This window comes from Leisingera sp. ANG-Vp (genome assembly GCF_000813725.1).
In the GTDB taxonomy this organism is placed as follows: domain Bacteria; phylum Pseudomonadota; class Alphaproteobacteria; order Rhodobacterales; family Rhodobacteraceae; genus Leisingera.
In genome coordinates this window covers 43,190-63,176 of sequence record NZ_JWLD01000020.1, presented here as the reverse complement: position 1 = coordinate 63,176, position 19,987 = coordinate 43,190, and the positions used below count along the sequence as shown (strand labels likewise).

Genomic DNA, 19,987 nt, shown 5'->3' with positions numbered 1-19,987 from the left:
GTCTGACAGCATGCGGAAAGAAGAAGTTACGGTCCCTGATATTCGAACAGTGTTGCCGAGACGTCATCCTCAAGGCCGTGTTCCTTGCTCATCACCTGGGTCAGATGCCAGTAGAGATCGTCAAGGAATTCCTTGCCGCTTTGATCAGAGCTGCATTTACCCACCAGCTCCAGCAGGCCCTCGGGCTCCAGCATTGAACCGTCTTCCAGACGCGCCTCAGTGAAACCGTCGGAGAACAACAGCAGCCGGTCGCCCTTTTCCATGGTGAATTCTTCCTGGCTGTACCCGATATCCGGCACCAGCCCCACCGGCACGCCCCCCTTGCCGATGAACTCCAGCTCGCCGTTCTGCCGCAGCAGCAGCGGATGCGGGTGGCCGGCCTGCACCATCTTGACCACCCCGCTGCGCAGGTCGGCGATGCAATAGGCCATGGTAAAGTATTCTTCGATGCCGGTGTCCGCGATCAGCCGTGCATTCAGCAGGCTGGCCACTTCCTCGGGCTGCCGCAGGGCGTAGAACCGGTTGAACCGCTTCTCCATACCGACGTTCTGATCGAAATAGTTCGAGGACAGATAGCCGCCCAAACGCGCCGTCATCATTGCAGACGTGATGCCGTGGCCCGAGACATCAATCGAATAAAACCCAATTCGATTAACCCCCGGAGAGAACATGCCCACCAGGTCACCGCCGATATGGCCGCAGGGCTTCAGCAGCAAGCTGACCGTGGAGGAGCCAAAATCTTTGGACAGCTCCGGCACCAGCGATTCCTGGATCTTGCGGGCCTGGATCAGGTCCTTGTCGATTGCGTCGTAAACCCGCTGCAGCTCGCCCAGCGTCTCTGACACAATGCGGTTCTTCTCGGAGAGTTCCCGCTGCATCCGCAGAATACGCTCACCTGCAGAAATACGCGCACGCAGCTCATCCGAGCTGACCGGCTTGGTCAGGAAATCATCGGCGCCGGCGTCCAGGCCCTCGGCAACCTCGTTCTTCTCACTCTTGGAGGTCAGCAGGATGAAATAGGCGTAATCTTCGCTGGAACGGTTGCGGAAGGCGCGGCAGAACTCCAGCCCGTTCATGCCCGGCATCATCCAGTCGCTGAGGATCAGATCCGGGGTTTCTGCCTGACAGATCTCCATCGCCGCCTCGCCGCTCTCGGCCTCGACAACCTCAAATCCCCATTTCTTGAGAGAGGCCACAAGGATGCGTCTCTGAAGCCGGCTGTCGTCGACAACCAGCACACGGCGTATTGATCCGGCCACTGTGTGGTCCTCGTTGTCCATCGAACTTTCTGGCAGCACCGAAGGCACCTCACAAATGGCATAATCAGATGAGCTTGTGATACTATCGGTCCAGAAATTTAACAGGCGGTGAAACCTAAAATTTGAGCTTCCCTCTTTCTTTCACTATATTTTTACTGCAATCAACTTAAGAAATTGCCCATCGCGATAGATCGTAAGGACGCTATGACATGATTGACTGGCCGCGTGTGACCGAGCTGCGCGAAGAAGTTGGGGCAGAAGATTTTGAAGAAGTCGTTGAAATCTTTCTCGAAGAGGTCGAGGAGGTCATCGGCAAGCTACAGGACAGCGACCGGAGCCAGCTGGAACAGAACTTGCACTTCCTGAAAGGCAGCGCGCTCAACCTTGGGTTTGCAGACTTCTCAGACATGTGCCTCGACGGCGAGCGAAAGTCCGCGCAGGGCGATGCCGAAAACGTCGATGTCTCTGCCATCATTGCCAGTTTTCACGATTCGAAGGCCGTTTTCCTGGCAGGTTTGCAGGAAAGATTCTGACCTCTCAGCCCGGCATCAGATCACGAATTGCGCCAGTGTCTCGTCCTGGGTGATGTCCGTATAGGTCATTCCAGCTGCATCCAACCGCGCGAACAGCAGCTCAAAGTTCTCCGGCCGTTTGGTTTCAATGCCGATCAGCACCGATCCGAAATTCCGGGCAGACTTCTTCATATATTCAAAGCGGGCGATGTCATCCTCCGGCCCTAGAATGCCAAGAAACTCCTTTAGCGCGCCGGGACGCTGCGGAAGGCGCAGGATGAAGTATTTTTTGACTCCGGAATAGCGCTGCGCCCGTTCCTTGACTTCGGGCAGCCGCTCGAAATCGAAGTTGCCGCCGGAAGTGAGGCACACCACGGTCTTGCCGCGGATCCAGCTGCGCACGTCCTGCAGCGCCTCCACCGACAGTGCCCCGGCCGGCTCCAGAACGATGCCCTCGACGTTGAGCATCTCGATGATGGTGGCGCAGATCCGGTCCTCCGCGATGCTGAGCACATCCGGCAGCGGAACGTCCTTCAGGATGTCAAAGGTCTTGCTGCCGATCCGGCCCACCGCAGCACCATCACAAAAGGTATCGACGTGATCCAGCGCCACGGGCTTGCCCGCGGCAAGCGCCGCGCGCAGGCAGGCACCGCCGGAGGGTTCCACAAACAGGCTGTGCACCTCATCGCCAAACCAGGATGCAACGCCGGAAGACATGCCGCCGCCGCCGACCGGCAGGATCACATGATCCGGCGCCTTGCCCAGCTGCGCTTCGATCTCCACCGCGATCGAGGCCTGGCCTTCGATCACATCCGCATCGTCGAAGGGTGACAGAAAATGCCCGCCCTCCTTGGCGCACCACTCCTGCGCCGCCGCAAGGCAGATATCGAAATAGTCGCCAACCAGATGGATCTCGATATTGTCGCCGCCGAACATCCGGGTCTTCTGGATCTTCTGCTGCGGCGTGGTGACCGGCATGAAAATCACCCCGCGCCTGCCCATGTGGCGGCACATGAACGCCACGCCTTGAGCGTGGTTGCCGGCCGAGGCGCAGACAAACAGCTCCTGATCGGGCTGCTTGCGCATCGCATTCAGCGCGCCGCGGATCTTGTAAGAGCGGACCGGGCTCAGGTCTTCGCGCTTCAGATAAATGTCAGCGCCGAAACGCTCGGACAGATGCACATTGCGTTGAAGCGGCGTGGGCGGAAACACATCGCGCATCGCCGCCTCGGCCTTGCGGGCCTGGGTCTTGAAATCGCTCATGTATCCTTCAGTGGCGCAAGCCCGCCCCCAAGGCAAGGGGCGGGCGAAAAGCATACATAAGAATACCGGCTGTCAAACCGCGCGGCCTTCGACAAAATGGCCATAGAAAGTGGTGAGAACGCTGACACTCACCAAGGACATGACCAGCATGGCCACCGCTGAAAAGACAACTCCAAGCGGGGCGAAAACTGCTATCGACAACCCAGAAATAAACTGCAGCAAAAGCTGCAGAATCCCCAACAGGACAAGAACAACGAAGATTGTGCCGGAGGATCCGGAAGTGGCTCTCCACGACTCACGCAGCAATAGCGGCCTGCCAATGGCTACAGCCGGCAAAACGGGAAGCATTCGGTACATCGCAATAAGAACGAAAATAGAGTACCCAGCGATCAAGAGAAGCATAGGTACCAGCGCTCCCGGTCCCATCGCAGAGATAAGGCCGTTAACAAGAAGCATCAGTGGAATATAGAGCACAACCACTAGAAACCCGATGACCAGCATGTGCCCGAAATAGGACAATATCCGATCTCCTTTGAAAGCGGGAAACCAGCTTGTTGGATACTCTTCCAGAAGGATGAACCGGTGCCATGCCACAAAGATCCAAAATTGAACCGCTATGAAGATCAGCATTGCGGCGATGAACGAAAAACCCAGCTTGCCGGATTGCAAAGTATCTGACAAAGCCTGCTCATCCCAAAACATGGCAATCGGTTGCCCGGTTGAGCTGAGTACAGCATAGATGAGCGCAAAACCAATCAAGACGGGCACAAGTGCAATTCTTATCGCCCACTCGAAGTTCCTAAGAACCATTCGAACCGAGTGTGCGAAAATCGACCAGCCTTTCATACGGGCATTCTCCAAAAGAACGTTTTGTATTGCCGCGCACGTTATGCGTGCCCGGCGGATTAGAAAACCCCGGACAACCTTGCCCTTCCGGGCAAAACCCGCTACGCCCCACACGTTCTGACCTGAGAGGGAATTCCATGTCCGCGCCCAAGAAAGTTGTGCTCGCCTACTCCGGCGGCCTCGACACCTCGATCATCCTGAAATGGCTGCAGACCGAATACGGCTGCGAAGTTGTCACCTTCACCGCCGACCTCGGCCAGGGTGAAGAGCTGGAGCCCGCCCGCAAGAAAGCGGAAATGCTGGGCATCAAGCCGGAGAACATCTTCATCGAAGATGTGCGCGAGGAATTTGTCCGCGACTTCGTCTTCCCGATGTTCCGTGCCAATGCGGTTTACGAGGGTCTGTACCTGCTGGGCACCTCCATCGCCCGCCCGCTGATCTCCAAGCGCCTGGTTGAGATCGCCGAACAGACTGGTGCCGATGCCGTTTCCCACGGCGCCACCGGCAAAGGCAACGACCAGGTCCGCTTTGAACTGGCGGCTTACGCGCTGAACCCCGACATCAAGGTGATCGCGCCCTGGCGCGAGTGGGATCTGTCCTCGCGCACCAAGCTGCTGGAATTCGCCGAGGCCCACCAGATCCCGATCGCCAAGGACAAGCGCGGCGAGGCGCCCTTCTCCGTCGATGCCAACCTGCTGCACACCTCCTCTGAAGGCAAAGTGCTGGAAGACCCGGCGGAAATGGCGCCCGACTATGTCTACCAGCGCACCGTGCACCCGGAAGACGCACCCGACACCCCGGAATACATCGAGATCACCTTTGAAAAAGGCGATCCGGTTGCCATCAACGGCAAGGCGATGTCGCCGGCAACCATCCTGACCGCGCTCAATGAATACGGCCGCAAGCACGGCATCGGCCGCCTCGACCTGGTCGAAGGCCGCTTTGTCGGCATGAAGTCCCGCGGCATCTACGAGACCCCGGGCGGCACCATCATGCTGGAAGCCCACCGCGGCATCGAATCCATCACCATGGACCGCGGCGCGATGCATCTGAAAGACCAGCTGATGCCGCAGTATGCTGAGCTGATCTACAACGGCTTCTGGTACTCGCCCGAGCGCGAAATGCTGCAGGCGGCGATTGACGCGAGCCAAACCCATGTCTCCGGCACCGTGCGCGTGAAACTCTACAAAGGCTCGGTAAACACCGTTGGCCGCTGGTCGGAAAACTCGCTTTACTCCGAGGCGCATGTGACCTTTGAAGAAGACGCCGGCGCCTACGACCAGAAAGACGCCGCAGGCTTCATCCAGCTGAACGCCCTGCGTCTCAAGCTGCTGGCCGCCCGCGAGCGCCGCGTCAAGAAATGAGTGAATACGACGACATAGACGGCGATTTCGAGGACGATTTCGCGGAAGAGCTGGATATGTTCGTCGAAGCTCAGGACACCGTATGGGCGGATGTCCTGAGGGAACTCTCTGCAGGACAGAAGACGAGCCACTGGATGTGGTTCGTCTTTCCCCAGCTGGCCGAGCTCGGCCGTTCCCATATGGCGCAGCTTTACGGGATCGAGGATCTTGCTGAAGCCACCGCCTATCTGAACCACGGGAAACTGCGCGCCCGCCTGATCGAGGTCAGCCGGCTGATGCTGTCGCATCAGGGCCAGGATGCTGCACAGATCCTCGGCGGCATCGACGCCAAGAAACTGCGCTCCTCGATGACACTGTTTGCCGCGGTGCCGGACGCGCCGGAAGACTTCCAGCAAGTGCTGAATGCCTTCTATGGCGGCCAGCCCTGCCCGCTGACCCAAGAGGCGCTTGCCGCCGGGTAACGACCCAGCCTCCCCCTTGGTCAATATTGCCTGTGATAACTAGCCCGCCTAACCCTTCCCTCAGCTGGGGAGGACGTTATGGCGCTGGACGAAATTGCCGCACACATCAAGAATGGCCTGACCGGCAAGAGCTTTGACGGCTCCCTCAAATTCGATTGCGGTGAGGACGGTGTGATTGTCCTGGCAAACGGAGACGCCAGTACCATAGACCGGGACACCGACTGCACCTTGCGGCTGTCTCCCGAAAACCTGACCAAACTGCTGACCGGCAAGCTCAATCCGATGACCGCCGTTATGATGGGCAAGATCAAAATCTCCGGCGACATGAGCGTCGCCCTGAAACTCAGCAAGCTGATCACCTGAGTCTCTTCTTCTGGCCAAGATATCCTGGGGTGAGCGCCCCAGACGCGAGGGGCAAAGCCCCTCCTTCCCTCAAATCTTTGCCGCCTTCATCTTCTCATAGTACGGCATCGCTGCCTCCAGCACTGGCTGCAGCTCCTCCGGAACCTCAGGCAGCGCCTCTTCCGGGCCGGCAAAACCGGTGGAGTTCCAAACCGCCCCGTACCAATGCGCGGCCCAGGCACCATCGTCCTTGTGGCCGCCCTTGGGCCAGCTCAGCATTCTGGGCGAGAACGGCATGCCAATTGCCTCGCACAGCTGCTCCAGCTTGGCGGCCGGATCCTCGCGGATATCGTGGCTGTCCACGACAACCGGCGTCTGCCCCCAGCTGCGCACCAAATCAAACAGCTCGGCCTGCTGGCGGAAACCGATATCCTCTAGCGTGGGGTTTTCCCGTTTCACCGCATAAGAGGCTATCACCCGGGCCGGATGCCGGATCAGGAAGACATTGACCACTTCCCGCATCCAGTCCCGCGGAACGCCGGGGATCATGTGGTGGGTCATATGCTTTTGATAGTAAAACGGCTTGGCCGCTGGGACCGGCCCCAGCAGCGCTTTGGCCACGGTTTCCGGATCCTGCGGCTGGCTGTCCAAAATCTCTGCCCGCATGGGATGATCCAGGCCGGTCATCGCCAGGTAGGCCGCATAAAACGGCTCATCCGCCACCGCGCAATCGCCGCGGTTGCCAAAGGCATACATCATAGCCGTCGACAGGTTCCGCGGCCCGGACCACATGGCAATCCGCATCAGGCGCACTCCCGCTCAATGAGTGCCTTATACAGGCCGCGGATGCGCTCGGTCATCGGCCCCATCACGCCGCTGCCGATCTGCCGGCCGTCAATGTCGCCCACTGGGGTTTGCGCCCCGAAGGTGCCGGTCAGAAAGGCCTCATCGGCTCCATAGGTGTCGACCAGCGAATAGTTCCGTTCATACACCGGGATACCGTTTTCGCGGCACAGGTCGATTACCTTCTGCCGGGTGATTCCGTTCATGCAGTAATCGCCGGTCGAGGTCCAAACCTCGCCCTTGCGCACGATGAAGAAGTTGCAGGCGTTGGTGGTGTTCACAAAACCATTCACGTCCAGCATCAGCGCCTCATCCGCGCCGGCTTTTTCAGCCGCCACACAGGCGATGATGCAGTTCAGTTTGGAATGCGAGTTGAGCTTGGGATCCTGGGTCATCGGCAGCCCGCGGATATGGGGCACCGTCGCCAGCTTGATCGGCCGCGGCAGGTTGGGGCGCGAATGCTCCATGATGATCGCCATGGTCGGCCCCTGCTGCGACAGGGATGGATGCTGGAACGGCCGCGTCTTCACCCCGCGCGTCACCATCAGGCGCGCATGGGCATCTGTGGTCATGCCATTGGCTTTTTGTGTCTCTAACACGGCATTTCTGACAGCTTCCCGGTCCATGCCAATGTCCAGGTCAATCGCCTTGGCCGCCTCGAACAACCGGTCCAGATGCTCATCAATAAATGCCCAGGTGCCGTTGTAGAGCCGCAGCCCCTCCCAGACACCGTCCCCCAGCATGAAACCGCTGTCATAGACACTCACCTTGGCCTCAGCCTTCGGTACTACCTCGCCATTCAGATAGATCAGGATCTCTTCGTTGCGCTGATCTTCCTGTGCCTGATGGGTGCTCATCTTTTCGGTCATGCTGTCCTCCTGCGGGCGCAAACTAGTAATATTGGATCCAATTTCCAAGCAGTAACTTGCTGTCACCTGTCTGTGAAATCCGGCGCCGGCGGGTTGAGCGGCCGGGCGCGAGCCGGCAGGGTGGCTGCAAACAGGATGGAGGCAGAGAATGCGTGTTCTGGAAACCTTGAAACCCCTGGCCCTGATGGGCCTGATTGCCATCGGCACTGCAGCGCAAACAAATCCGCTGCAGGCCCAGTCCACCGAGGTGCTGACCGTTGCGGGCGGCTGTTTCTGGTGCGTGGAAAGCGATTTCGAGAGCGTCCCCGGGGTGGTCGAAGCGGTTTCGGGCTATACCGGCGGCAAGACGGAAAACCCGACCTACAAGGAGGTGACCCGCGGAGGTTCCGGCCACTACGAGGCGGTGCAAATCACCTTTGATCCGGCAGAAGTGTCTCGGGAACGGCTTCTGGAATTGTTTTTCCGCTCAGTCGATCCCACCGATGCCGGCGGCCAGTTCTGCGACCGCGGAGACAGCTACCGAACCGCTGTGTTTGTCTCTAATCCTGCAGAAAAGTCATTGGCCAGCCAGGTAAAGGCAGACGCTCAGGCGGCCTTGGGGCAGAAAATTGTGACTCCGGTCCTGCAGGCAGGCACATTCTACGAGGCAGAAGATTACCACCAGGACTACTACAAGGGAGAGAGCCTGGTGTTCACCCGCTTTGGCCCGAAAAGGCAGGCCGCAGCCTACAAGCGCTACCGCCAGGCCTGCGGCCGTGACGCACGGGTAGCGCAATTGTGGGGGGATGCTGCTCCCTTTGCCAAAGGGCATTAAGGCGGGGCGCTGCCCCCTTGGCCTGACAGCCAATTCCCCCGGGGTATTTGGAACCAGAAAGAAGCAGGGCGCCCAGGATCAGAAACGGGCGGCCTGTACCTCTGCCAGCTCAGGAATGACGTCTGCCGTGCCGTGCCGTGTCACCATCAATGCCGCGGCGCGGCTGGCTGCTGCCATTGCCTTCTCCATGGCCAGGCCCTGGTCCAGGCCTGCCAGCACATAGCCGGTGAACGTGTCGCCGGCACCGGTGGTGTCGACCGCGGTGACCGGCAAGGCCGGCACATCCTGAACCGCGCCCGTGCCGCCATCGATATGCCGGGCCCCCTTGGCGCCGAGCGTGATGATCACATCCCTGACGCCGATTGCACCGGGCGGCTTGCCAATGGCCTGCTCAAGCTGTGCCGCCTCGACTTCGTTCAGGATCAGAAAGTCCAGAAACGGAAGCACTGCCTGCACAGCATCAGCATCGAAAGGGGCTGCCGCGTAGCAGACCCGCAAACCCAGCCGCCGGCCCAGCTCTGCCGCCTCAGCCTGCAAGCTGGTTTCATTCTGAATCACCAGAGTGTCGCCTGCCCTGGCTTTGGAAAGCGCCTGTGTCAGCTGCTCCAGCGCCAAAGCACGGTTGGCGCCGGGAAACAGGATGATCTGGTTCTCACCGCCCGGTTCAACCGCAATGACCGCATGTCCGGTCGGTGTCCCTGTTTCCATGACATGGCCTGTGTCCACGCCAAAGGCCGTCAGCCGTTCGCGCGCCCAAAGCCCGTCCGGCCCTACTGCACCGATGTGAAACACCTCGCTGCCGGCACGGGCGGCGGCAACCGACATATTGGCGCCCTTGCCGCCCAGGAACCGGTCCAGGCTGGAGGCGGCAAGGGTTTCCCCCGCCGCCGGCAGATGCGGCATGGCATAGACCATATCCGCGTTGATCGAGCCCAGATTCCAGATCGCCATGCCGGATCACCCGATGTTGCAAGCCGCCAGCACCGCCATGTTCAGAATGTCATTGGTGGTGGAGGTGGTGGAACAGATCTGGATCGGCTTGTCGATGCCCGAGAGGATCGGGCCGATCACGGTGGCGCCGCCCATCTCCTGCATCAGCTTGACCGAAATCGAAGCCGAGTGGCGGGCCGGCACGATCAGGATATTGGCCGGGCCGGTCAGGCGCTGGAACGGGTAGTAGCGCTGCGCCCGCTCGTTCAGCGCCACATCAACGGTCATCTCGCCTTCGTATTCAAAATCGACGCCGCGCTGATCCAGCACGGTGGGGGCGACATGCATCTTCTCGGCCCGTTCCGACACCGGGTAGCCGAAGGTGGAGAAGCTGACAAAAGCCACCCGCGGCTCAAGCCCCATGTGGCGGGCCACGCCGGCGGCGCGCTCGGCGATGTTGGCCAGGTGGTTCTCGTCCGGCCATTCATGCACCAGCGTGTCGCCGATCAGCACGATCCGGCCTTTGTGCAAAAGCGCGGTGACGCCGGCAACACCATGCTCGGCATCGGCATCAAACACATGGTTGATCCGCTCCAGAACATGCGCGGATTTCCGGGTAGCCCCGGTCACCAGACCGTCGCCATGGCCATGCGCCAGCATCAGACTAGAGAACACATGCCGGTCGCGGCCGACCAGGCGGTGAATATCCTTGTGGTCAAACCCCTTGCGCTGCAGGCGGCTGTAGAGGAAATCCTTGTAGGCATCAAAATGCGGGGTGTTGGCGGCATTGACCACCTCAAGCTCGCGCACTGCGTCGCCCAGGCCGGCTTTTTCCAGCTTCTCGCGCACATCTTCCTGACGGCCGACCACCAGCGATTTGCCAAAGCCCGAGCGCTGGTACATCACCGCAGCGCGCAGCGCCCGCGGGTCGTCGCCCTCGGCAAAGATCATCCGCGACTGGGCCGAGCGGGCCCGTGCGTTGAGGCCGCGCAGGATCGAAGCGGTCGGGTCCATGCGGGACTTGAGGCCGACTTCATAGGCATCCATGTCGATGATCGGGCGGCGGGCCGCTCCAGTGTCCATGCCGGCCTTGGCAACCGCCGGCGGGATCCGGTGGATCAGCCGCGGGTCGAACGGGGTCGGGATGATGTAATCGCGGCCGAAGGACAGCGACTTGCCATAAGCCAGCGCCACCTCGTCCGGCACGTCTTCACGCGCCAGAGCGGCCAAGGCATGGGCACAGGCGATTTTCATCTCGTCGTTAATGGCACGGGCGTGAATGTCCAGCGCGCCGCGGAACAGGTAGGGGAAGCCCAGCACGTTGTTGACCTGGTTCGGATAGTCCGACCGGCCAGTCGCAACAATGGCATCCACCCGCACCTCATGCGCCTCTTCCGGGGTGATCTCCGGATCGGGGTTGGCCATCGCAAAGATCACCGGATTGTCGGCCATCGAGGCAACCATCTCCTGGGTCACCGCGCCCTTGACCGACACGCCAAGGAATACGTCGGCACCGCGCATCGCTTCTTCCAGAGTGCGCAGATCGGTAGTGATGGCATGCGCCGATTTCCACTGGTTCATGCCCTCGGTGCGGCCCTGGTAGATCACACCCTTGGTGTCGCAGACGATGCAGTTTTCGTGCCGCGCGCCCATTGCCTTGAGCAGTTCGATACAGGCGATGCCCGCCGCACCGGCACCGTTCAGGACGATTTTCACGTCCTCGATCTTCTTGCCCGAGAGATGCAGCGCGTTGATCAGGCCCGCAGCGCAGATCACCGCGGTGCCATGCTGGTCGTCGTGGAAGACCGGAATGTCCATTTCTTCCTTCAGGCGCTGCTCGATGATGAAACACTCGGGCGCCTTGATGTCTTCCAGGTTGATGCCGCCAAAGGTCGGACCCATCAGCTTGACCGCGTCGATGAATTTGTCCGGATCTTCAGTGTCCAGCTCAATATCGATCGAGTTCACATCGGCAAACCGTTTGAACAGGACCGACTTGCCCTCCATCACCGGTTTCGAGCCCAGCGCCCCCAGATTGCCCAGGCCCAGCACTGCGGTACCGTTGGAGATCACAGCAACCAGGTTGCCCTTGTTGGTATAATCATAGGCGGTCTCGGGGTTTTCTGCGATCGCTTCACAGGGAACTGCCACACCCGGAGAGTAGGCCAGCGACAGGTCCCGCTGCGTCGTCATCGGAACGGTGGCGTTGATCTCCCATTTACCCGGCGTCGGCTGCAGGTGGAACGCCAGGGCTTCTTCGTTGGTGATCTTTGATTTGGGCATTGAAACTCGTGTCCTCTCCTCGTCGCAGCCCGTCTTATCCCAGCCAACCGCAGCCCTCAATCAAGGGTTTCAAGAATCTGTATAGCCAGAATTGAGAAAAAAGCGGCTAAAAGACGATAAATTCCGTCAACCTTTCGCCTTAAAGTAGACCGCCAGATGCTGCAATTATTCATTAGCTGTTAACCCGCACCTGTAGGCCAGGTGGCGCTGCGGCTCGAATATCAAGTCTGGAAGCACCTGTCAGAATGACGTCTGTCCGCCCGAAACCGGGCATAGGATCAAAGGAATAATGAGGAATGATAAGCATCCACAACAATTCCGGTGCGATGGTTGCCTTGCAGACCTTGGGAGGCACTACTGAACAGCTCAACAGTGTTCAGAACAGCATCTCAACCGGTCAGGAAGTCAATACCGCGCAGGACAATGCTGCGCTTTGGGCCATATCAGAGCTGATGAACTCGGACATCTCCGGCCTGCGCTCGGTTTCGGATTCTCTGTCCTTGGGCGAGGCAACCGTAGCCGTGGCCTCTGCCGGGGCTGAGCAGATCACCGAGACCCTGTCAGAAATGAGGTCTTTGGCAATCATGGCCAGCAGCGGCATGGGCGACTTCAGCACGTATGAAGCCGCCATGGCCAGCAAAACCGAGCAGATCAATTCAATTGTCTCATCCTCCAGCTTCAACGGCGTAAACCTGCTGAAAACCAATGTTGATGGCAATGGCGGCACCTCGCTTACGGTTGCTTCTTCGCTGTCCAGTGCCGGTGGCGTGTCAACCCTCAGCGTTGACGGTGTTGATTTCGAAGGCAGCCCGTTGTTTGACCTCGGCAACCGGACATCCATCACTGACAGTGCCAGTGCGCTGACAGCTTTGAGCGAAATCGAAGGTTTTCTGTCTTACGCCATCGACAGTTCGGCTGCTTTAGGCGCCAGCGCCAACGGCCTGGCTGGACAGAACGATTTCAATAGCAAGCTATCGGATTCGATCACCCAGGGCGTCAGCTCGATGATCGATACCAGCATGGAGGAAGCCGCTGCCCAATGGCGTGCCCTGCAGGCCCAGCAGCAGCTCAGCACCGTGGCGCTTTCAATCGCCAACACCATGCCCGACACGCTGCGCAACCTCTACTGACAGCAGGCCGCCGCCGGGACAGCCGGCGGCGGCCATATCCGGGTTCCCCTCGGACTCCCCCCAATGTAAATGTCATGCAACGACGACCCCGGGGGACTTTTCATGACCGTAACGCCCATGATGGCGCAGTATCTCGAGATCAAGGCAGCGCATGCAGACGCGCTGCTTTTTTACCGGATGGGCGATTTCTACGAGATGTTCTTTGAGGACGCGGTGAATGCGGCCGAAGCCCTCGACATCGCGCTGACCAAACGCGGCAAGCATAACGGTGAAGACATTCCGATGTGCGGCGTGCCGGTTCATGCCGCCGAGGGCTATCTGCTGACTTTGATCCGCAAAGGCTTCCGCGTCGCCGTGGGCGAACAGATGGAAAGCCCGGCCGAGGCCAAGAAACGCGGCTACAAATCCGTGGTGAAACGCGATGTGGTGCGGCTGGTGACCCCTGGCACCCTGACTGAGGATTCCCTGCTGGAGGCACGCCGCCACAATTTCCTGGTCTCCTACTCCGAACTGCGGGATGAGGCCGCGCTTGCATGGGCCGATATCTCCACCGGCGCGTTTCACGTGATGCCGGTTGCCCGGGTCCGCCTGTCTCCTGAGTTGGCCCGCCTCGCCCCCTCCGAACTGATTGTCGCCGACGGCCCCGCCTATGACGCCGCCCTGCCGCTGGCTGATGAATACAAAATCCCGCTGACCCCGCTGGGCAAAGCAAGCTTTGACAGCACCGCAGCAGAAAAACGCATCTGCAGCCTGTTCAACGTCAGCGCCCTGGACGGCTTTGGCACCTTCACCCGCGCGGAAGTCTCAGCCATGGGTGCGCTGATCGACTATCTGGAGATCACCCAGAAAGGCAAGCTGCCGCTGCTGCAGCCGCCGCAGCAGGAGGCCCAGGACCGGGTGGTGCAGATTGACGCCGCAACCCGCCGCAATCTGGAACTGACCCGCTCGCTGTCCGGCGGCCGGGCCGGCTCGCTTCTGTCGGTGGTGGACCGCACCGTCACCCCCGGCGGCGCCCGCCTGCTGGAACAGCGCCTGTCCAGCCCCTCGCGCAGTCTGGATGTGATCCACCAGCGCCTTGCCGCCCTGGATTTCACTGTTGATCAGACGCAGACCGCAGAAGATTTGCGTGCTTCACTGCGCAAGACCCCTGACCTGGACCGCGCCCTATCGCGCCTCGCCTTGGAGCGCGGCGGTCCCCGCGATCTGGCCGCCATCCGAAACGGGCTTTCTCAGGCAGAGGTGATTGCTGATCTCTGCTCTGGTCAGGACCTGCCCGATCTGATGGCTCGCGCCATGTCCGACCTGCAGGGATTCGATGACCTGCTCTCACTGCTGGACGCAGCCTTGATCGCCGAACCGCCCCTGCTGGCGCGTGACGGCGGTTTCATCGCCACCGGCTATGACCCGGAGCTGGACGAAGCCCGCACCCTGCGCGACGAAGGCCGCTCGGTCATTGCCTCGATGCAAAAGCAATATGCCGAGCACACTGGCGTTGCCTCGCTGAAGATCAAGCACAACAACGTGCTGGGCTATTTCATCGAAACCACCGCCACCCACGCGGACAAGATGATGTCGCCGCCTTTGAACGAGACCTACATCCACCGCCAGACCACCGCCAACCAGGTGCGCTTCACCACGGTGGAACTCAGCGAGATCGAGACCCGCATCCTGAATGCCGGCAATCTGGCGCTGGAGATTGAAAAAAGGCTCTATGCAAGGCTTTCCGGCGCTATTCTTGATTGCGCGGCCCGGCTCAACACTGCCGCCCGGGGATTGGCCGAGCTGGACCTGCTCACCGGTCTCGCCGATCTGGCCCGCGGTGAAAACTGGACCCGCCCAAAGGTCGACAACAGCCGTGCGTTCCACGTGGAAGGCGGCCGCCACCCGGTGGTGGAACAGGCGCTGCGCCAGCAGGGCGGCGAGACTTTCGTGGCCAACGACTGCGATCTGACAGCCCAGGACGGTGCCGCGGTCTGGCTGCTGACCGGCCCCAACATGGCCGGTAAATCGACCTTTCTGCGCCAGAACGCCCTGATTGCCTTGCTGGCCCAGATGGGAAGCTATGTCCCGGCTGAGGCTGCCCATATCGGCCTGGTCAGCCAGCTGTTCAGCCGCGTCGGCGCCTCCGACGACCTGGCCCGCGGCCGCTCCACCTTCATGGTCGAAATGGTCGAAACTGCCGCGATTCTGAACCAGGCCGACGACCGCGCCCTGGTGATCCTGGATGAAATCGGCCGCGGCACCGCCACCTATGACGGCCTCTCCATTGCCTGGGCGACGCTGGAACATCTGCACGAGGTGAACCGCTCCCGGGCGCTGTTTGCAACCCACTACCACGAGCTGACCCAGCTCGCCGCCAAGCTGGAGGGCGTCGACAACGCCACCGTTGCGGTCAAGGAATGGGAAGGCGAAGTGATCTTCCTGCACGAGGTGCGCAAAGGCGCCGCCGACCGTTCCTATGGTGTCCAAGTGGCACAGTTGGCCGGTCTTCCCGCTTCTGTGGTGGCCCGGGCGCGTGATGTCCTCGACATGCTGGAGCAAGGCAGCCGCGAAGGCGGCACCAAGATCCAGATCGACGACCTGCCCCTGTTTGCAGCTGCCCCGCCGCCACAGCCCAAGGCACCCACAGGCCCCTCGCCGGCAGAAGAACTCCTGGCCGGCATCCACCCGGATGACCTATCGCCACGTGAAGCGCTGGAAATGCTCTACAAGCTGAAAGAAGCCGCAGGCTAAACAAAAGCGGCCCCAACCGGGACCGCTCTTTCATCTTGCCAAAAATACTCCCGCCGGAGGCAGCGCCCGCAGGGGCGCTTTTTCTTATGCCGGCGTCGAAGACACGCCAACCTGTGCTGCGCGCAGCAGGCGGTCGTGCAGCATGAAACCTTCCGCCGACACCTGGATGATATCGCCCGCTTTGGTGCCCGGCACCGGCGCTTCGAACATTGCTTCATGCACCTTCGGGTCGAACTTGTCGCCAACCTCTGGCGAGACAATCCGGATGCCATGCTTCTCAAACACGCCCAGCAGCGAACGCATGGTCAGTTCCACGCCTTCGATCAGCGCCGCGGAAACTTCGCGCTGCTCATCGGTCGCCGCTTCAATCGCGCGCTTCATGTTGTCATAGACCGGCAGCATGTCGCGGGCCAGTTTCGAACCGCCATAGTTCTCTGCCTCGCGGCGTGCCTTGTCGCCGCGCTTGCGGGCGTTCTCGGCATCCGCCAGCGCCCGCATGAACCGGTCTTTCAGCTCATCCCGTTCCGCCCGGAGCGCATCGATTTCCAGCGAGGCGTCATCAAATTCCTCGGTCTGCGCTGCCAGCTCTTCAGCCTCGGCGGCGGCGATGTCATCCAGAAAGTCTTCGTCCTTGAGCTCTGCCATGTTTCACCTCTAACTCCGGTCCGACAACAGCTTGCCGACCAGTTGTGCCGTATAGTCCACAATCGGCACGATCCGTCCGTAATTCAGGCGTGTCGGGCCAATCACCCCCACCGCACCAATGATCTTTCGATCCGCGTTCATATAGGGAGACACCACCAAAGAGGAACCCGAAAGTGAGAAAAGTTTGTTCTCCGAACCGATAAAAATGCGCACGCCCTCGCCGTCCTCGGTCAGTTCCAGGAATTCTGCGATATCCCGCTTGCGCTCAAGGTCGTCAAACAGGGTCCGGATCCGCTCCAGCTCCTCTGCGGCACCGGTTTCTGCCAGCAGATTCGCACGGCCCCGGACAATCAGCCGGGCCTGATCACTGCCATCGTCTTCCCAAACCGCCAAACCGCTTTCGATCATTGCATGCGCCAGGCTATCGATCTCCTGGCGCCGTGCTGCGATCTCACCCTGGATCTGCCGCTGCACTTCGCTCAGCGTGCGCCCCTCAATCAAGGCATTCAGGAAATTTGCCGCCTCCCGCATCGAGCTGGGCGTCTGACCCGGCGGCGGCGTGAACAGGCGGTTTTCCACGTGGCCATCCGAGAACACCAGAACTACCAGTGCCCGGTCATGGGCCAGCGAGACAAATTCGATATGGCGGATCTCGGCCTCATGCTTGGGCGTCAGCACCAGCGACGCCCCCTGCGTGACCCCCGACAAAGCCGCGCCCACACGGTCCAACATGCCGCCGACATCACCGGCATTCTTGCCCAGGGTCGCGTCGATCTTCTGACGGTCCTGCGCCTTCAGGTCCTCGACCTCCAGGAGACCATCGACAAACATCCTCAGCCCCAGCTGCGTCGGCACCCGTCCGGCACTGATATGCGGGCTGTCCAAGAGCCCCAGGAACTCCAGATCCTGCATCACATTGCGCACCGTCGCCGCGCTTACCTTTTCACTTAGGCTGCGGGTTAAAGTACGGCTGCCAACCGGATCGCCGCTCTCCAGATAGCTTTCCACCACCGTCCGGAACACCTCCCGCGAGCGGTCGTTCAGATCCTGCAGAATGTTTTGCGGGTCACTCATCGGCCTTCCAGCATGTCTTGCGGTTTCAACATAAGAAGCCGCTGCCAAGATGTCATTAAAGAGCAGCAGGCCAAAAGGTCAATCGGGCTTGCATCGCCTTGTCCCGCAGGGCTATCCCCAAGCCAACAGCAAAAGGATATACCATGCGACCCTCTGGACGAGAATTGAATGAAATGCGCGCCGTCTCGATCGAGACCGGTTTCACCAAGCACGCCGAGGGCTCCTGCCTGATCAAGATGGGCGACACCCATGTGCTGTGCACCGCCACCATCGAAGACCGCGTGCCGCCTTTCATCAAAGGCACCGGCCTGGGCTGGGTCACTGCCGAATACGGCATGCTGCCCCGCGCCACCAACACCCGCATGCGCCGCGAGGCTTCCTCGGGCAAACAGGGCGGCCGCACCGTTGAAATCCAGCGCCTGATCGGCCGCGCCCTGCGGGCCGGCGTCGACCGCGTTGCCCTGGGCGAGCGCCAGATCACCGTGGACTGCGATGTGCTGCAGGCCGATGGCGGCACCCGCTGCGCCTCGATCACCGGCGGCTGGGTGGCGCTGCGCCTGGCAGTGAACAAGCTGATGAAAGCCGGCGACGTGCAGATCGACCCGCTGCTGGATCCGGTCGCAGCTGTCTCCTGCGGCATCTATGCCGGCCAGCCGGTTTTGGATCTCGACTACCCCGAGGACTCTGAGGCCGGCGTCGATGGCAACTTCATCATGACCGGCTCCGGCAAGCTGATCGAAGTGCAGATGTCGGCCGAAGGCTCCGTCTTCTCGCGCGACCAGATGAACCAGCTGATGGATCTGGCCGCCCAAGGCACATCTGAGCTGGCCGAGATGCAGAAGGCCGCCTGCAAATGACCCGCAAACTGGAAGGCGGCAAGCTGCTTGTCGCCACCCACAACAAGGGCAAGCTGCACGAGATCACCGAGATTCTCGCGCCCTTCGGCGTCAGCGTGGTCGGCGCCGGCGAGATGGATCTGCCGGAACCGGAAGAGACCGAAGACAGCTTTGTCGGCAATGCGCGGATCAAGGCCCATGCCGCCGCCAAGGCCACCGGCCTCCCTGCCCTCTCCGATGACTCCGGCATCACCATCGACGCGCTGAACGGCGCCCCCGGTGTCTATACCGCCGACTGGGCCGAAACCCCCAACGGCCGCGACTTCAAACTGGCGATGACCCGCGCCAATGACGAGCTGAACGCAGCCGGTGCCCAAGCCCCCCGTACCGCCCAGTTCCGCTGCACCCTGGTCATTGCCTGGCCCGACGGCCATGACGAAGTCTTCGAGGGCGTCATGCCCGGCCAGCTGGTCTGGCCGATCCGCGGCGAACACGGTTTTGGCTACGACCCGATGTTCCAGCCTGACGGCTTTGACATCACCTGCGCCGAAATGGACCCGGCGGAGAAAAACAAGATCAGCCACCGCGGCAAGGCAGTGGCCCAGTTCGTCCAGGGCTGTTTCGGTGGATGACTGGCGCAACGGGGGCTTTGGCCTCTATGTGCATTGGCCCTTCTGCCAGGCCAAATGCCCCTATTGCGACTTCAACAGCCATGTCTCCGCGAAAATAGACCAGAACCTATGGGTTAGGGCCTATCTGGCCGAACTGGATAGACTCTCTGAACAGCTGTCAGACCGCGTTCTGAACTCGATTTTCTTCGGCGGCGGCACCCCGTCCCTAATGCTGCCGGAAACAGTGTCTGCCGTCATCGAACGGGCACGTGAAATCTGGCCCTTTGCCAATGACATAGAGATCTCTCTTGAAGCAAACCCAGGCTCTGTCGAGGCTGGCCGCTTTGCAGGCTACCGCGACGCCGGCGTGAACAGGGTCTCCATGGGTATTCAGGCACTGAACGACGAGGATCTGCGCCGGCTCGGACGCATCCACAGCGTCTCTGAAGCCAAGGCCGCCTTTGACATCGCCCGCAACTGTTTTGACCGGGTCAGCTTTGACCTGATTTACGCGCGCCAGGGCCAGACCCTGGAAGCCTGGCAGGGCGAACTGCGCGAGGCCCTGTCGATGGCCATCGACCACCTGTCGCTCTACCAGCTCACCATCGAGGACGGCACCGCCTTTGGCGACCGCTACGCCCGCGGCAAGCTGCGCAACCTGCCTAGCGATGACACCGCCGCCGACATGTACCTTGCGACCCAGGATATCTGCGCGGACTTTGGTATGGGTGGCTACGAGATTTCCAACCACGCCAAACCCGGTTCGGAATCCCGTCACAACCTGATTTACTGGCGCTACGGCGATTACGCCGGTATCGGCCCTGGCGCCCATGGCCGCCTCACCCTGAACGGCATCCGATACGCGACTGAAACCCACCTCGCCCCAGGAGCCTGGCTGCAAGCCGCCGGCAAGGGCAACGGTGAATCCCTGCGCGAAGCTCTCACAGCAGAAGATGCTGCGGCTGAATACTTGATGATGGGGATGCGCCTGTCTGAAGGTCTGGATATGGTGCGATATTCTCAGCTCGCCGGCCGGGATCTTCACAAAAGCCGGCTTGATGACCTTGTACAGATGGGCATGGTCACTATCTCGGACCAGAGGCTTCGCGCAACCGATCAGGGCCGCGCGGTATTGAATGCGGTTCTCCGCGATCTGTTGATGGATTGAAGCA

Annotated in this window: 19 protein-coding genes; 10 read left to right on the top strand and 9 right to left on the bottom strand. The window is 60.7% G+C overall.

All coding sequences use genetic code 11. The features are described from left to right. Positions 1-26: 26 nt before the first annotated feature. Positions 27-1,280, bottom strand: a complete 1,254-nt coding sequence (locus RA20_RS08000; protein WP_152618457.1) for a PP2C family protein-serine/threonine phosphatase — start codon at positions 1,278-1,280, stop codon at positions 27-29. 188 nt (positions 1,281-1,468) lie between these two features. Here RA20_RS08000 and RA20_RS07995 point away from each other — a divergent pair, with 188 nt between their 5' ends. After that, complete coding sequence (locus tag RA20_RS07995; RefSeq protein ID WP_039126528.1) at positions 1,469-1,792, top strand: Hpt domain-containing protein; 324 nt, start codon at positions 1,469-1,471, stop codon at positions 1,790-1,792. A gap of 15 nt (positions 1,793-1,807) precedes the next feature. On the opposite strand, the gene ilvA is transcribed toward RA20_RS07995, so the two are convergent. Both ilvA and RA20_RS07985 read right to left on the bottom strand, forming a co-directional pair. Further along, positions 1,808-3,034, bottom strand: a complete 1,227-nt coding sequence (gene ilvA, locus RA20_RS07990) for a threonine ammonia-lyase IlvA (protein WP_039126526.1) — start codon at positions 3,032-3,034, stop codon at positions 1,808-1,810. 72 nt (positions 3,035-3,106) lie between these two features. Beyond that, positions 3,107-3,880, bottom strand: coding sequence for a hypothetical protein (locus RA20_RS07985; protein WP_039126524.1), 774 nt, complete (start codon positions 3,878-3,880; stop codon positions 3,107-3,109). Between the two features lie 137 nt (positions 3,881-4,017). Here RA20_RS07985 and RA20_RS07980 point away from each other — a divergent pair, with 137 nt between their 5' ends. From RA20_RS07980 to RA20_RS07970, 3 genes are all read left to right on the top strand, one after another. Then, the gene (locus RA20_RS07980; protein WP_039126523.1) at positions 4,018-5,244 is read left to right on the top strand and encodes an argininosuccinate synthase; all 1,227 of its coding nucleotides are present in this window, start codon (positions 4,018-4,020) and stop codon (positions 5,242-5,244) included. After that, positions 5,241-5,705, top strand: coding sequence for a DUF1810 domain-containing protein (locus RA20_RS07975; protein ID WP_039126520.1), 465 nt, complete (start codon positions 5,241-5,243; stop codon positions 5,703-5,705). Before RA20_RS07980 ends, RA20_RS07975 begins: the two co-directional genes overlap by 4 nt. A 78-nt stretch (positions 5,706-5,783) precedes the next feature. Continuing rightward, positions 5,784-6,068, top strand: coding sequence for an SCP2 sterol-binding domain-containing protein (locus RA20_RS07970; RefSeq protein WP_039126517.1), 285 nt, complete (start codon positions 5,784-5,786; stop codon positions 6,066-6,068). Positions 6,069-6,137: 69 nt separating this feature from the next. On the opposite strand, the gene RA20_RS07965 is transcribed toward RA20_RS07970, so the two are convergent. Next, complete coding sequence (locus RA20_RS07965) at positions 6,138-6,851, bottom strand: sulfotransferase-like domain-containing protein (protein WP_039126820.1); 714 nt, start codon at positions 6,849-6,851, stop codon at positions 6,138-6,140. After that, positions 6,851-7,759, bottom strand: coding sequence for a D-amino acid aminotransferase (locus tag RA20_RS07960; protein ID WP_039126514.1), 909 nt, complete (start codon positions 7,757-7,759; stop codon positions 6,851-6,853). The genes RA20_RS07965 and RA20_RS07960 overlap by 1 nt, the downstream gene beginning before the upstream one ends. Positions 7,760-7,907: 148 nt before the next feature. Here RA20_RS07960 and msrA point away from each other — a divergent pair, with 148 nt between their 5' ends. Further along, entirely contained in the window at positions 7,908-8,573 is a 666-nt protein-coding gene (gene msrA / locus RA20_RS07955; protein ID WP_039126512.1) for a peptide-methionine (S)-S-oxide reductase MsrA, read from the top strand. A gap of 78 nt (positions 8,574-8,651) precedes the next feature. On the opposite strand, the gene RA20_RS07950 is transcribed toward msrA, so the two are convergent. Then, positions 8,652-9,524, bottom strand: coding sequence for a ribokinase (locus tag RA20_RS07950; protein WP_039126510.1), 873 nt, complete (start codon positions 9,522-9,524; stop codon positions 8,652-8,654). 6 nt (positions 9,525-9,530) lie between these two features. Further along, positions 9,531-11,786 (bottom strand): NADP-dependent malic enzyme, encoded by a 2,256-nt coding sequence (locus RA20_RS07945; RefSeq protein WP_039126507.1) that lies wholly within the window; start codon positions 11,784-11,786, stop codon positions 9,531-9,533. A gap of 296 nt (positions 11,787-12,082) precedes the next feature. Here RA20_RS07945 and RA20_RS07940 point away from each other — a divergent pair, with 296 nt between their 5' ends. Together RA20_RS07940 and mutS are read left to right on the top strand one after the other, a co-directional pair. Beyond that, a complete protein-coding gene (locus RA20_RS07940) occupies positions 12,083-12,916 on the top strand; it encodes a flagellin N-terminal helical domain-containing protein (RefSeq protein WP_039126504.1) in 834 nt (277 codons plus the stop codon). A 102-nt stretch (positions 12,917-13,018) separates the two neighbouring features. Then, entirely contained in the window at positions 13,019-15,649 is a 2,631-nt protein-coding gene (mutS, locus tag RA20_RS07935; RefSeq protein ID WP_039126501.1) for a DNA mismatch repair protein MutS, read from the top strand. Positions 15,650-15,733: 84 nt separating this feature from the next. Here the strand turns inward: mutS and RA20_RS07930 are convergent, their stop codons facing one another. Next, complete coding sequence (locus tag RA20_RS07930) at positions 15,734-16,294, bottom strand: nucleotide exchange factor GrpE (protein WP_039126498.1); 561 nt, start codon at positions 16,292-16,294, stop codon at positions 15,734-15,736. Between the two features lie 9 nt (positions 16,295-16,303). Beyond that, a complete protein-coding gene (hrcA, locus tag RA20_RS07925; protein WP_039126495.1) occupies positions 16,304-17,368 on the bottom strand; it encodes a heat-inducible transcriptional repressor HrcA in 1,065 nt (354 codons plus the stop codon). A gap of 143 nt (positions 17,369-17,511) precedes the next feature. Between hrcA and rph the strand changes: the two genes are divergently transcribed. The 3 genes from rph to hemW are packed head-to-tail and all read left to right on the top strand — an operon-like array spanning position 17,512 to position 19,983. Further along, on the top strand, positions 17,512-18,225 hold the full coding sequence (gene rph, locus RA20_RS07920) for a ribonuclease PH (protein ID WP_039126493.1): 714 nt from the start codon (positions 17,512-17,514) through the stop codon (positions 18,223-18,225). Next, positions 18,222-18,836 carry an RdgB/HAM1 family non-canonical purine NTP pyrophosphatase gene (gene rdgB, locus RA20_RS07915; RefSeq protein WP_039126490.1) on the top strand — a complete coding sequence of 205 codons (615 nt, stop codon included), beginning with the start codon at positions 18,222-18,224 and terminating at the stop codon, positions 18,834-18,836. The genes rph and rdgB overlap by 4 nt, the downstream gene beginning before the upstream one ends. After that, complete coding sequence (hemW, locus tag RA20_RS07910; RefSeq protein ID WP_039126487.1) at positions 18,829-19,983, top strand: radical SAM family heme chaperone HemW; 1,155 nt, start codon at positions 18,829-18,831, stop codon at positions 19,981-19,983. The genes rdgB and hemW overlap by 8 nt, the downstream gene beginning before the upstream one ends. Positions 19,984-19,987 lie beyond the last annotated feature (4 nt).